The organism is Streptomyces sp. NPDC102406 (assembly GCF_044765725.1).
Taxonomy (GTDB): Bacteria; Actinomycetota; Actinomycetes; order Streptomycetales; family Streptomycetaceae; genus Streptomyces.
The window spans coordinates 252,785-265,804 of the sequence record NZ_JBIWKP010000005.1 but is presented as its reverse complement, the minus strand read 5'-3'; the positions used below and the strand labels follow the sequence as shown (position 1 = coordinate 265,804).

The 13,020-nt window shown below is 70.7% G+C and carries 11 protein-coding genes; 8 read left to right on the top strand and 3 right to left on the bottom strand.

The features are described from left to right. The first annotated feature begins 22 nt into the window (after positions 1-22). Positions 23-2,029: a SpoIIE family protein phosphatase gene (locus ACIRF8_RS22390; protein WP_404217191.1), complete on the top strand. Its 2,007-nt coding sequence runs from the start codon at positions 23-25 to the stop codon at positions 2,027-2,029. On the opposite strand, the gene ACIRF8_RS22385 is transcribed toward ACIRF8_RS22390, so the two are convergent. Continuing rightward, a complete protein-coding gene (locus ACIRF8_RS22385; RefSeq protein WP_404217190.1) occupies positions 2,026-4,272 on the bottom strand; it encodes a transglycosylase domain-containing protein in 2,247 nt (748 codons plus the stop codon). The two genes, ACIRF8_RS22390 and ACIRF8_RS22385, sit on opposite strands and share 4 nt — an antisense overlap. Before the next feature lie 269 nt (positions 4,273-4,541). Here ACIRF8_RS22385 and ACIRF8_RS22380 point away from each other — a divergent pair, with 269 nt between their 5' ends. From ACIRF8_RS22380 to ACIRF8_RS22360, 5 genes are read left to right on the top strand one after another with little or no spacing between them, the layout of a single operon-like run. Next, entirely contained in the window at positions 4,542-5,477 is a 936-nt protein-coding gene (locus tag ACIRF8_RS22380) for an SPFH domain-containing protein (protein WP_404217189.1), read from the top strand. After that, positions 5,474-5,707 carry a hypothetical protein gene (locus tag ACIRF8_RS22375; protein WP_404217188.1) on the top strand — a complete coding sequence of 78 codons (234 nt, stop codon included), beginning with the start codon at positions 5,474-5,476 and terminating at the stop codon, positions 5,705-5,707. Before ACIRF8_RS22380 ends, ACIRF8_RS22375 begins: the two co-directional genes overlap by 4 nt. Positions 5,708-5,756: 49 nt before the next feature. Next, on the top strand, positions 5,757-6,284 hold the full coding sequence (locus ACIRF8_RS22370; protein ID WP_404217187.1) for a PadR family transcriptional regulator: 528 nt from the start codon (positions 5,757-5,759) through the stop codon (positions 6,282-6,284). Beyond that, positions 6,281-6,967: an ABC transporter ATP-binding protein gene (locus tag ACIRF8_RS22365; protein ID WP_404217186.1), complete on the top strand. Its 687-nt coding sequence runs from the start codon at positions 6,281-6,283 to the stop codon at positions 6,965-6,967. Before ACIRF8_RS22370 ends, ACIRF8_RS22365 begins: the two co-directional genes overlap by 4 nt. Further along, positions 6,964-9,342, top strand: a complete 2,379-nt coding sequence (locus tag ACIRF8_RS22360; RefSeq protein WP_404217185.1) for an FtsX-like permease family protein — start codon at positions 6,964-6,966, stop codon at positions 9,340-9,342. The genes ACIRF8_RS22365 and ACIRF8_RS22360 overlap by 4 nt, the downstream gene beginning before the upstream one ends. 24 nt (positions 9,343-9,366) lie before the next feature. On the opposite strand, the gene ACIRF8_RS22355 is transcribed toward ACIRF8_RS22360, so the two are convergent. Beyond that, entirely contained in the window at positions 9,367-10,329 is a 963-nt protein-coding gene (locus tag ACIRF8_RS22355; RefSeq protein ID WP_404217184.1) for a LysR substrate-binding domain-containing protein, read from the bottom strand. Between the two features lie 132 nt (positions 10,330-10,461). Here ACIRF8_RS22355 and ACIRF8_RS22350 point away from each other — a divergent pair, with 132 nt between their 5' ends. Beyond that, positions 10,462-11,016, top strand: a complete 555-nt coding sequence (locus ACIRF8_RS22350) for a peroxiredoxin (protein WP_404217183.1) — start codon at positions 10,462-10,464, stop codon at positions 11,014-11,016. A 16-nt stretch (positions 11,017-11,032) separates the two neighbouring features. Beyond that, positions 11,033-11,563 (top strand): alkyl hydroperoxide reductase, encoded by a 531-nt coding sequence (locus ACIRF8_RS22345; RefSeq protein WP_404217182.1) that lies wholly within the window; start codon positions 11,033-11,035, stop codon positions 11,561-11,563. Between the two features lie 81 nt (positions 11,564-11,644). Here the strand turns inward: ACIRF8_RS22345 and ACIRF8_RS22340 are convergent, their stop codons facing one another. Further along, complete coding sequence (locus ACIRF8_RS22340) at positions 11,645-12,991, bottom strand: AI-2E family transporter (protein ID WP_404217181.1); 1,347 nt, start codon at positions 12,989-12,991, stop codon at positions 11,645-11,647. Positions 12,992-13,020 lie beyond the last annotated feature (29 nt).

The window sequence follows — 13,020 nt, the reverse complement described above, 5'->3', positions numbered from 1 at the left end:
CGGACGGACGGATTCGACACGCGTGACGGAGCACTCAGCCTCTTACCAAGGCTCCCACGAAGGCCGCCACCCCGGCGCGGCGGCCCGCCCCGCCGATCCACGCGGGGCCCTCAGGCGTGCCCCGCAGGCATCCGCGGCCCCGGCGGGCGACGGTTTACCGCAGCAGCCGCGCCGCTCTCCCGCCGCCGGGGCGGAGGCGGAGCACTCGCAGCCGCAGTCGCCCTCGCCCGAGCCGGTGCGCCCCCAGGGGCCGCCGCCGGGCGGTGAGCGACGCTCCGGACAGCCGCGTCCGGCCGGACAGCCGACGGCGATGCGCCGCGACGGCGACCGGCTGCGCTTCGTCGGGGCGGCGACCCGGCGGATCGCGCGCGGTATCGACCTGGACGAGATCGTGATGGGTCTGTGCCGGGCGACGGTGCCGACGTTCTCGGACGCGATACTGGTCTATCTGCGGGAGCCGCTGCCGGTCGGTGACGAGCGCCCGACCGGCCCGATGGTGCTGCGGCTGCGCCGTACCGACCGGATCCCCGACGCCGTCGACGACACGGAGTCCGAGGGCGTCCCGGCGGCGACCGTCATCGTCCCGCCCATCGAACTCGCCCCGGACAGCGTCGAGTTGTGCGAGGTGCGGTCCGGGGGTGCGCTGGCCGAGGTGCTGCGCGGGGTACGCCCCGTCTTCGCGGACTCGCCCGCCGCGCTCGCCGCGCTGCCCGAACTGCTGGGCGGCGACCGGGCGGTGCCGACAGGCCGCCGCGCGATCCTGGCGCCGCTGCGGGGGCGGCGCAGGGTGATCGGCGCCGCGGTCTTCCTGCGCCATCCGAACCGGGACGCCTTCGACGCGGACGATCTGCTGGTGGCCGGGCAGTTGGCCACGCACAGCGCCCTCGGCATCGACAAGGCGGTGCTGTACGGGCGCGAGGCGTACATCGCGGACGAGTTGCAGCGCACCATGCTGCCCGAGACGCTGCCGCACCCGACCGGGGTACGGCTCGCCTCCCGGTATCTGCCGGCGGCGGAGACGGCGCGGGTCGGCGGCGACTGGTACGACGCGATCCCGCTGCCGGGCAGCCGGGTGGCGCTGGTCGTCGGGGACGTCATGGGTCACTCCATGACGTCGGCGGCGATCATGGGCCAGTTGCGCACGACCGCGCAGACCCTGGCCGGGCTCGACCTGCCGCCGCAGGAGGTGCTGCACCACCTCGACGAGCAGGCGCAGCGACTCGGCACCGACCGCATGGCGACGTGCCTGTACGCCGTGTACGACCCGGTCTCGCACCGCATCACCATCGCCAACGCCGGGCATCCGCCGCCGGTGCTGCTGCACCTGGGAGGCCGCGCCGAGGTGCTGCGTGTGCCGCCGGGGGCGCCGATCGGCGTGGGCGGCGTCGACTTCGAGGCGGTCGAGCTGGACGCCCCGGCGGGGGCCACGCTGCTGCTGTACACCGACGGCCTGGTCGAGTCGCGGCTGCGGGACGTGTGGACCGGCATAGAGCAGCTCCGCGAGCGGCTCGCCGCGACCGCGCAGCTCACCGGCCCGGACCATTCGCCGCCGCTGGAGGCTCTCTGCGACGACGTGCTCGACATGCTCGGTCCCGGCGACCGGGACGACGACATCGCGCTGCTCGCCGCCCGCTTCGACGGGATCGCGCCGAGCGACGTGGCGTACTGGTTCCTCGACCCGGAGGACGCGGCACCGGGCCGGGCCCGCCGCCTCGCCCGCAGCGCCCTGGCGCGCTGGGGCCTCGAGGAGATGACGGACTCCGTGGAGCTGCTGGTCAGCGAGGTCGTCACCAACGCGGTCCGCTACGCCTCGCGTCCGGTGACGTTGCGTCTGCTCCGTACCGATGTGCTGCGCTGCGAGGTCGGCGACGACGTGCCGCAGTTGCCGCGGCAGCGTCAGGCGCGGGCCACGGACGAGGGCGGGCGCGGCCTGTTCCTGGTCAACCGGCTGGCCCGGCGCTGGGGCGCGACACGCCTCAGCACCGGGAAGGTCGTCTGGTTCGAACTGGCGCGACCCGCGGACCGCTAGCCGTCGCCTCTGCCGTCGTCCCCCACGCCGTCCGCCGGGTTCTCCGGGATGCCCCAGGTCTGCGAGGGCGAGCCGGTGGGCGTCGTCGGGGTCTGCGACGGCTCCTCCGACGGTGGGGTGGTGGTCGGCGTCTCGGACGGCGTCGTCGGGGTGTCCGACGGCGGCGGGGTCGAGGACGGTGTGTGGGTCGGCGCCTTCGAGGTCGGGGGTTCCTGCGTCGGCGTGGGCGGAGCGGTCGTCGTCGGGGCGACGCCCGCGCCCATGTCGGTGTCGAGGTCGAACTTGCCGTTGGAACCCGACGAGTTGAAGGTGTACTGCGCCCAGATCTGCGCCGGGAAGCTGCCGCCGTCGACGCGCGGGCGACCGCCCGCGCCCTTCATCGGTACCTGGTTGCCCGCCTCAGGAGTCTTCGGCGCGCCCTCACCGAACAAACCGACCGAGGTGACCAGGTCCGGCGTGTATCCGGTGAACCAGGCCGACTTGTTGTCGTCGGAGGTACCGGTCTTGCCCGCGACCTGCTGGCCGTCGCGGTCCGGGTTGTCGCGCACCGACTCGCGGGCCGTACCGTCGTCGACCACACCGGTGAGCACCGAGGTGACCGAGTCGGCGGCGCCCCGGCTGAGGACCTGTCCGCCGATCGCCTTCGGCAGTTCGACCGGCTGGCCCTGCTTGCGCACCGCCTTCACGATCTGCGGGGTGACCTGCTTGCCGTGGTTGTCGAGGGTCGCGTAGACACCGGCCATCTCCAGCGGGCTCGCGCCCATGGTGCCGAGGGTCTGGGCGTAGTACGGCTTGAGGTCCGCGTCGTCCATGCCGAGCTTCTTGGCCATCGCCATGACCTGGTCCATGCCGACGTCCGCGCCCATCTGCGCGAAGACGGAGTTGATGGACTTGTTCATGGCGGTCTGCACGGTGACCGGGCCGTAGCTGCGGTCGTCCTCGTTCGGCGGGGCGAAACCGACCTTCTGGCCGTCGGCGACGACCGGGCGCCTGTTCGTGCCGTCGTAGATCGTGCTCGCCTTGATCGACGTGCCGTTCTGCGTCGTGGCGTCGTTCTCCAGCGCGGCCGCGAGGATGAGCGGCTTGAACGTGGAGGCGGGCTGGTAGTCCGTGCGCGTCGCGTTGTTGCGCCAGTGCTGGGAGACGCCCGCGCCGCCGTACATCGCCACGATCTTGCCGGTCTTCGGGTCGACCGATACCGCACCGGCCTGCACGCGCGCGTCGGCCTTGTTGCTCTTCGGGTGCAGGTTGTCGGTGAGCTGGTCCTTGACCGACTTCTCCAACTGCTTCTGCTTCTTGCGGTCGATGTTGAGGGTGATCGTGTAGCCGCCGGCGTCGAACTGCTCGTCGGTGAGGTTCAGGTCCTTGATCACCTCGTCCCGGGCGGCGGTGTACAGGTACCCCTCCTGCCCCTGAAGCCCGGCGGCGGCCTTCGGCTCCTTCGGCACCGGGAACTTCATGCCCTGGCGCTCGCTCGCGCTGATCCAGTGCATGTCGACCATGTTGTCCAGGACGTAGTTCCAGCGCTGCTTGGCGAGCTTCTTGCCGGTGTCGGAGGCTATCGCCCAGTCGTACTGGTTCGGGGCCTGGAGCAGCGCGGCCAGGTACGCGCCCTCCTCGACGGTCAGCTTGTCAGCGTCCTTGTCGTAGTACGCGTTGGCGGCGGCCTGGATGCCCCAGGAACTGCGGCCGTAGAAGCTGGTGTTGATGTATCCGGCGAGGATGTCGTCCTTGGACTTCTTGCGGTCGACCTTGAGCGAGATGACCAGTTCCTTCAGCTTGCGCGTGACGGTCTGGTCCTGCGTGAGGTAGTAGTTCTTCACGTACTGCTGGGTGATGGTCGAGCCACCCTGCTTGCCCTTGCCGGTGACCGTGTTGAGCACACCGCGGGCGGTGCCCTTCAGGTCGACGCCCTTGTCCTTGTAGAACGTCTTGTTCTCGGCGGCGACGAAGGTCTCCTGGACCGGCTTGGGCACCTCGGACAGGTCGACGATCTCGCGGTTGACCTCTCCGGTCCTGGCCATGGTGGAGCCGTCGCTGTACTTGTAGACGTTGCTCTGGAGCTTGGCGGCCGGGTTGCCCTCCGGCACGTCGATCACCATGTAGAGCACGACGAACGCGCCCATGATCAGCAGTACGAACCCGAAGAACGCCCCCAGGAGCTTCTTCCAGGTGAAGAGGCGGCGTATGCCCGACGGCCGCGCCGCGCGCTTGTGCGCTCTTCTCGCCTCCGCTCGGCCCATGACCTCAGTTACTCCGCTTCTCGTTCGTGACCAGGACTCGTCTCCGTGCACTTCCGTGCCGAATCAGCTCATGAAGCTAACACCGCCACTTAAGGCAAAACCCTGCCGATCCGGTCATTTCCGGACGTGACAATCAGCACCCACCCCATGGGAACCGACGATCCAGGGGTGCGGATGGTTGCCGCCCCCGGTAAAGTGATATCACTTTGCTAGACATGGTTCGCGGATCACCGTCCACGAACCGCCAGCTCAGAGAGGTGGGGACCCCCATGCCCGAGACCGACGCCACACCAGATGTACCGACCATGCCGAAGGCGCGTGTGCGCGAGTTCACGGCGCACAGCATCGGCGGGGGGCTCGCGCTGCTGCTCGGACTCCTCGGCCTGATCGTCGGCATCGCCCTGGTCGCCACGGGCGCCGCGCTCACCTCGGCGGGCAACGGGGCGAAGGCCGCCCTGATCGTCCTCGGCATCCTGATCGGCATCGCGTCGCTGTTCGCGATGGGCGGCCTGAACATGGTGGCGCCGGGCGAGGCCCGCGTCGTCCAGCTCTTCGGCCGCTACCGGGGCACGATCCGCGAGGACGGGCTGCGCTGGGTCAACCCGCTCACCTCGCGCACCAAGGTCTCCACGCGCGTACGCAACCACGAGACCGCGGTCCTGAAGGTCAACGACGCGTACGGCAACCCGATCGAGCTGGCCGCGGTCGTCGTCTGGAAGGTCGAGGACACCGCGCAGGCCACGTTCGAGGTCGACGACTTCCTGGAGTTCGTCTCCACGCAGACCGAGGCGGCCGTCCGGCACATCGCCATCGAGTACCCCTACGACGCGCACGACGAGGGCGGGCTCTCGCTGCGCGGCAACGCCGAGGAGATCACCGAGAAGCTCGCCGTCGAGCTGCACGCGCGCGTGGAGGCGGCCGGTGTGCAGATCATCGAGTCCCGCTTCACGCACCTCGCCTACGCGCCCGAGATCGCCTCCGCGATGCTCCAGCGCCAGCAGGCCGGTGCCGTGGTCGCCGCCCGCCGGCTGATCGTCGACGGGGCGGTCGGCATGGTCGAGGACGCGCTCGCCCGGATCACCGAGCAGGACTTCGTCGCCCTCGACGAGGAGCGCAAGGCCGCGATGGTGAGCAACCTGCTGGTCGTGCTCTGCGGTGACCGCGCCGCGCAGCCCGTCCTCAACACGGGGACGCTCTACCAGTGACGCCTCCCCCGCCGCCGCGCAAACAGGTACTGCTGCGGCTCGACCCCGCCGTGTACGAGGCCCTCGCCCGGTGGGCCGGGGACGAGCTGCGCTCCGCGAACGCGCAGATCGAGTTCCTGCTGCGCAGGGCGCTCGCCGAGGCCGGGCGGCTGCCCGGTTCGGCCGGGCCCCTCCCGCGGCGGGGCCGACCGCCCCGCGACCCGGACGACGACGGTGGGGCGGCCTCGTAGACACCTTGGGTATACACGGCAGGTATACACACCGTGTACAGTCCTTCCCATGTCCATCGGCCACACCCTTCTCGGGCTCCTGGAATCCGGACCCCGCCACGGTTACGACCTCAAGCGCACCTTCGACGAGACGTTCGGGCACGACAAGCCGCTGCACTACGGGCAGGTCTACTCGACCATGTCCCGCCTCCTGAAGAACGGTCTCGTCGAGGTCGACGGGATAGAGGCCGGTGACGGGCCCGAGCGCAAGCGGTACGCGATCACCGAAGCCGGTGTCACGGACGTGCGCCAGTGGCTCGCGACCCCGGAGAAACCGGAGCCGTACCTCCAGTCGACCCTCTACACCAAGATCGTGCTTGCGCTGCTCACCGAGCGCGACGCCGCCGTGATACTCGACAGCCAGCGCGCCGAGCACCTGCGCCTCATGCGCATCCTCACGGACCGCAAGCGCAAGGGCGACCTGGCCGACCAGCTCATCTGCGACCACGCCCTGTTCCACCTGGAAGCCGACCTGCGCTGGCTGGAACTGACCGCCGCGCGCCTCGACAAGCTCGCCGCGGAGGTGCGCCCCTCATGACCCCCGCCGGATCCCTCCTCACCGCCCGCGACCTGCACAAGGCGTACGGGCCCACGCCCGCCCTCGACGGCGCCGCCTTCACCATCCACCCCGGTGAGATCGTCGCCGTCATGGGCCCCTCGGGCTCGGGCAAGTCGACGCTGCTGCACTGTCTCGCGGGCATCGTCACCCCGGACTCCGGGACCATCACCTACGACGGCCGCGACCTCACCACGCTCTCCGACACCGAACGCAGCGCCCTGCGCCGCACAGAGTTCGGCTTCGTCTTCCAGTTCGGCCAGTTGGTGCCGGAGCTGACCTGCGTCGAGAACGTGGCGCTGCCGCTGCGTCTGACCGGCGTCAAGCGCAAGGAGGCCGAGCGCCGGGCGACCGGCTGGCTGGAGCGCCTGGAGGTCGACGGGCTCGCGGGCAAGCGGCCCGGCGAGATCTCGGGCGGTCAGGGCCAGCGCGTGGCCGTCGCCCGCTCCCTGGTCACCAACCCGCGCGTCCTCTTCGCCGACGAGCCGACCGGCGCCCTGGACTCGCTCAACGGCGAGCGCGTCATGGAACTGCTCACGGACGCCGCCCGGAGCTCGAACACCGCCGTCGTCCTGGTCACGCACGAGACCCGGGTCGCCGCCTACTCGGACCGCGAGATCGTCGTACGGGACGGCAGGTCACGGGACATGGAGTTCATCGGATGACCCTCCTCGACGACCGCGCGCCCACCGCGGCGGCGCCCACACCCACCGGCCCCTCCGGCCTCAGGGGCTGGCTGCGCGACCTCGGTCTCGGCATCCGCTTCGCCGCCGCGGGCGGCCGGGAGGGCTGGATCCGTACGCTGCTCACCGCGCTCGGCGTCGGCCTCGGCGTGGCCCTGCTGCTGGGCGCGGCGTCCGTGCCGACGATGCTGCACGAGCGCGATGTACGGGGCGACGCACGCCAGTTGGGCGTCGGCTCGGACGGGCAGCTCCCGCGCGGGGACCGCACGATGCTCACCCTGGACGCGTCGTCGGAGTTCCACGACAGCACCGTCGGCGGATACCTGGTGCGCCCCGAAGGACAGCACCCGCCGCTGCCGCCCGGCGTCGACAAGCTGCCGGGCCCCGGCGAGATGGTGGTCTCGCCCGCCCTGAGGAAGGCGCTGGACGCCCCCGGCAACAAGCTGCTCAAGGAGCGCTACCACTACCGCGTCGTGGGCACGATCCACGACGCGGGTCTGGACGACCCCTTCGAGCAGTACGTGTACATCGGCGACGACACACTGAGCACCGAGCGCCACGCGTCCCGCGTCGACCACTTCGGCATGGACTACGGCAGTCAGCCGCTCGACCCGATCCTGATCGTGCTCATCGTCCTCGCCTGCGTCGTCCTGCTCGTACCGGTGGCCATCTTCATCGCGACGGCCGTCCGCTTCGGCGGCGAGCGGCGCGACCGGCGCCTGGCCGCGCTGCGGCTGGTCGGCGCCGACGCGCGGATGACACGCCGGATGGCGGCGGGCGAGGCGTTGTTCGGCACGCTGCTCGGCCTCGGCTGCGGGGTCGCCTTCTTCCTGGCCGCGCGACAGTTGCTGGGCCAGGTGAAGCTCTGGCGGCTCTCGGCCTTCCCCGCCGACCTGTCGCCGGTGCCCGCACTCGGCGTACTGATCGTGCTGGCCGTACCGCTCGCGGCGGTCGCCGTCACCGTGTTCGCGCTGCGCTCGGTGGCGATCGAGCCGCTGGGTGTCGTGCGCAGCAGTCGGGCCCGGGGCCGGCGCCTGTGGTGGCGGCTGCCGGTGCCGGTGGTCGGCGCGCTGCTCCTGCTCGGGTCGGGTTCGTCGGACGCGGAGAACACCTCCGGCATCGTGCGGATCACGGCGGGCATCACCCTGGTGCTCCTCGGTCTCGTCCTGGTCATGCCGTGGGTCGTGGAGGCGGTCGTGAACCGGTTGCGCGGCGGGCCCGTGCCGTGGCAACTCGCGGTACGAAGGCTCCAGTTGAGCAGCAACGGAGCGAGTCGCGCGGTCGCCGGCATCACCATCGCGGTGGCGGGCGGCATCGCCCTCCAGATGTTCACCGCCGGTATCGACGACGACTTCAGCAAGACGACGGGCGAGGACCCGAAGCGGGCCCAGATCGGCGTGAACACCAGTCTCGCCAGCGGTGTGCTGGCCGAGCGGATGGTCGAGGAGTTCGGGGCCACCAAGGGGGTCCGGTCGGTGATCGGCACCGTGGACACCTGGGCGAGCCCGGTGGGCGCCGACCCGGACGCCGAGGGCGCGCAGGGGGTGCAGGTCTCCGTCGGCTCCTGCTCCTCGCTGCGCGAACTGGCGAAGCTGCCGTCGTGCCGGGACGGTGACGTGTTCCGCGTCAAGGGTTCCCCATACCCCGACCTGGAGGCGCAGTTGTCGAAGGTCGCCCGGCCCGGCGCGACGCTCGTCCTCGGGGACTCCCGCCCCGAGAAGTGGACGCTGCCCGCCGACGCACGTCTGGTGCACTCCCGCCGCGACCCGGGCGGCGAGGCCTTCGGCGGCATCCTCGCCACCCCGGCCGCCCTGGACGTGCAGGGCTTGGACAGCGCCTCGACGTCCGCGCAGATCCAGATAGACGAGTCGGTGCCGGACGCCGCCGAGTACGTACGGAACACGGCGTTCCGGCTCGATCCGGGGATGCACGTGTGGAACTACCGCACGGAGTCGCGCGACACGGAGTACGCGAGCATCCGCCGGGGCCTGTTCTCGGCGGCGGCCCTGACGATGACGTTGATCGCGGCGTCCATGCTGGTCTCGCAGATCGAGCAACTACGGGACCGCAGGCGCCTGTTGTCGATCCTCGTCGCCTACGGCACCCGGCGTTCGACGCTCGCCTGGTCGGTGCTGTGGCAGACGGCGATCCCGGTGGTGCTCGGCATGGCGGTCGCGGTCGGCGGCGGTCTGGTCCTGGGCCGGCTGATGCTCGGCATGGTGGACAAGCCCGTCACGGACTGGCTGCTGTTCCTGCCCTTGGCGGGCGTGGGCGCGGCGGCGATCGTGGCGGTGACCCTGCTGAGCATGCCGCCGCTGTGGCGGTTGATGCGGGCGGACGGACTGCGCACGGAGTGAGGCGCCGGGGCCCTGCCCCGCGGATCAGCCCTCGGTCACCCGGACGGGCAGCGCGGACAGGGCGGTGCGCAGGGCCCCCGCCAGTTCCTCGTACTCCGCCGCGCGGGCGGCCCCCGCGCGCATCGCGAGAGCGACGCGGCGCGTGGGTGCCGGCTCGGCGAAGTAGCCGGTGAGCAACTGGCTGCTGCGGCTGGTCTCGACGGCGACGGCCGTGCGGGGCAGGAGCGTCACGCCCAGTCCGCCCGCGACGAGTTGGACGAGCGTGGACAGACCGGCGGCGGTCGTGGTGACGGGCGCGTCATCGCGGCCCGCCTCCCGGCAGATGTCCAAGGCCTGGTCGCGCAGGCAGTGGCCCTCGTCGAGCAGCAGCAGCTTCAGTTCGCGCAGCGCCTCGCGCGGGATGCCCTCCCGCCCGCCGAGCCAGTGGTCGAGCGGGGTGACGAGCACGAAGTCCTCGTCGAAGAGGGGGAGTTCGGTGACGCCCGGCACGCCGAGCGGCACGGCGAGCAGCAGCAGGTCGAGCCGCCCGGCCGTCAGCCCCTCGATCAGGGAGGACGTCTGCTCCTCGTGGACCTGGAGGTCGAGCTCCGGGTACGTCTCGTGGACGAGCCGCAGCACGGTCGGCAGCAGATAGGGCGCGACGGTCGGGATCACCCCGAGCCGCAGGACGCCCGTGAACGGGGCCCGCACCGCCTCGGCCTCCTCCATGAGGGCGCCGACCTGGTCGAGCACGGCCCTGGCGCGCACGGCCAGCCGCTCCCCGGCCGGTGAGAGCAGCACTTTTCTCGTCGTACGCTCAAGGAGGGTCACGCCGAGCGTCTCCTCCAGAGCGGACACCGCGCCGGACAGGGCGGGCTGGCTCATCCCTATCGCGGCCGCCGCGTCCCGGAAGTGCAGGTGCTCCGCGACCGCGGTGAACGCCCGAAGCTGCGCCAGGCTCGGGAGCCTCTTCCGCGATCCCGCGGGCGTTCCGTTCTGTACGGCCACTGATAGCCACCTCCGATCAACACGACCGAGTCTAGCTATTTCCGTAATCAATGCACTCTGTGCCACGATCTTCAGCAGTCCAACCCATGGAAACGTCCCCAAAAGGGATGTTCCAAGCTGCAAGGAGTGCGCGTGCTCACTGTCGGTGACAAGTTCCCCGAGTTCGACCTGACTGCCTGTGTCTCCCTGGAGAAGGGCAAGGAGTTCGAGCAGATCAACCACAAGACGTACGAGGGCAAGTGGAAGATCGTCTTCGCGTGGCCCAAGGACTTCACCTTCGTGTGCCCGACCGAGATCGCCGCGTTCGGCAAGCTGAACGACGAGTTCGCCGACCGTGACGCCCAGATCCTCGGCTTCTCCGGTGACTCCGAGTTCGTGCACCACGCCTGGCGCAAGGACCACCCGGACCTGACCGACCTGCCCTTCCCGATGCTGGCCGACTCCAAGCACGAGCTCATGCGTGCCCTCGGCATCGAGGGCGAGGACGGCTTCGCGCAGCGCGCCGTCTTCATCGTCGACCAGAACAACGAGATCCAGTTCACGATGGTGACCGCCGGTTCCGTGGGCCGTAACCCCAAGGAGGTCCTGCGGGTCCTCGACGCGCTCCAGACGGACGAGCTGTGCCCGTGCAACTGGAGCAAGGGCGACGAGACCCTGGACCCGGTCGCGCTGCTCTCGGGCGAGTGAACGGAAGGTCTCTGACATGGCACTCGACGAACTGAAGTCCGCCGTACCGGACTACGCCAAGGACCTGAAGCTCAACCTGGGCTCGGTCATCGGCAACTCGGACCTCCCGCCGCAGCAGCTCTGGGGCACGGTCCTGGCCTGCGCCATCGCCTCCCGCTCCCCGCGCGTCCTGCGCGAGCTGGAGCCCGAGGCGAAGGCGAACCTGTCGCCCGAGGCGTACACGGCCGCCAAGTCGGCCGCCGCCATCATGGCGATGAACAACGTCTTCTACCGCACGCGTCACCTGCTCTCGGACTCCGAGTACGGAACGATGCGCGCGGGCCTGCGGATGAACGTCATCGGCAACCCGGGCGTCGACAAGGTCGACTTCGAGCTGTGGTCGTTCGCGGTCTCCGCGATCAACGGCTGCGGCATGTGCCTCGACTCGCACGAGCAGGTGCTCCGCAAGGCCGACGTCTCCCGCGAGGTCGTCCAGGAAGCCTTCAAGATCGCCTCGGTGATCCAGGCGGTCGCGGTCACGCTCGACGCGGAGGCTGCGCTCGCTTAGCCCTGGCTCATGAGTGAGGGGGGCCGGAATGCATCCGGCCCCCCTCACTCATGCCCGGGGCTCCGCCCCGGGCCCCGCTCCTCAATGACCGGAGGGGCTTGAGTCCGCGGGGCTTGAGTCGGCGTGGCTTGAGTCCGCGGGGCTTTTCGTCGGGGCGAGATCGACCGCCGTCGCGCCGTGCGGGGCGGGGGCCTGCCGGATCGCAGCCTCCTGGGACCACGTCCGCAGATACGCGACGACCGTGTTGGTCACGGCGACCAGCGGCACCGCCACCACCGCTCCCCCGATCCCGGAGACCATCCCGCCGGCGGCGACGGACAGCACCACGGCCAGCGGATGCACCCGCACCGCGCGGCCGAGGATGAACGGCTGGAGGATGTGTCCCTCGATCTGCTGGACGGCGAGAACGACCGCCAGCACCATCACCGCGGTGAAGACACCCTGGGTCACCAGCGCCACGACCACCGCGAGCGCGCCGGAGACGACGGCGCCCACCAGCGGGATGAACGCGAACAGGAAGATGAAGACGGCCAGCGGCACGGCCATCGGCACACCGAGGAAGAAGATGCCGAGACCGATGAAGATGGCGTCGATCAGCGCCACTATCACCGTCCCGCGGACGTACGCGGTCAGCGTGCGCCAGGCCCGCGGCCCGGCCCCCGCGATCCCCGGACGCGCCTGCGCCGGGAACAGCTTGAGCGTCCACTCCCAGATGCGCTTGCCGTCGTAGAGCAGGAAGAGCGTCGAGAACATCGCGAGCAGGATGCCGGTCATCGCCTCGACGATGACGGTGACGCCTTCGAGGCCCGCCGAGGTGATCTCGTCGGTGTTCGCGCCGATCGCCTCGCGCAACGACTTCGCGGTGTCGTTGATCTGGTCCTCGGTCACATGGAACGGGCTGTTGAGGAGCCACTTGCGCAACTCGTCGATGCCGTCCTGGACCTGGTCGGAGAGTGTGTCGATGTTCTCCTGGACCTGCCAGACCACGAACCAGCCGACGAGCCCCATGATGACGAAGCCGAGGATGGCGGTGAGGGCCGTCGCGAGGCCCCTGGGCACCCCGTGCCGGCGCAGCCGGGCCACCGTCGGCTGGAGCAGCGCGGTGATCAGCAGCGCCGCGACGAACGCGAACACCACCAGTTGCACCGAGCTGATGACCTTCATCAGGATCCAGAGGGTGCCGGCGAGCACGAGGAGGCGCCAGGCCGCCTCCGCGGCGACCCGCAGCCCCCACGGCACGGCCGCGGCCGGCTCGGGCCTCGGCGCCACGGCCGGCGCGTAGGCGGGCGGCGGCGGCACCTGCTCGTACGACGACTCGTCGGCGTCCTCGTCCTCGGACCGCGCCTCGGCGCGTCGCTCGTCCAAGCGCTCGCCCACCTTGCTGATTCCCGCGCCGACTCTGCCGAGCCAGCCTGGCACACGCTCCATGATCTGTCCTTTTCCCCCGCGCGCTCTCA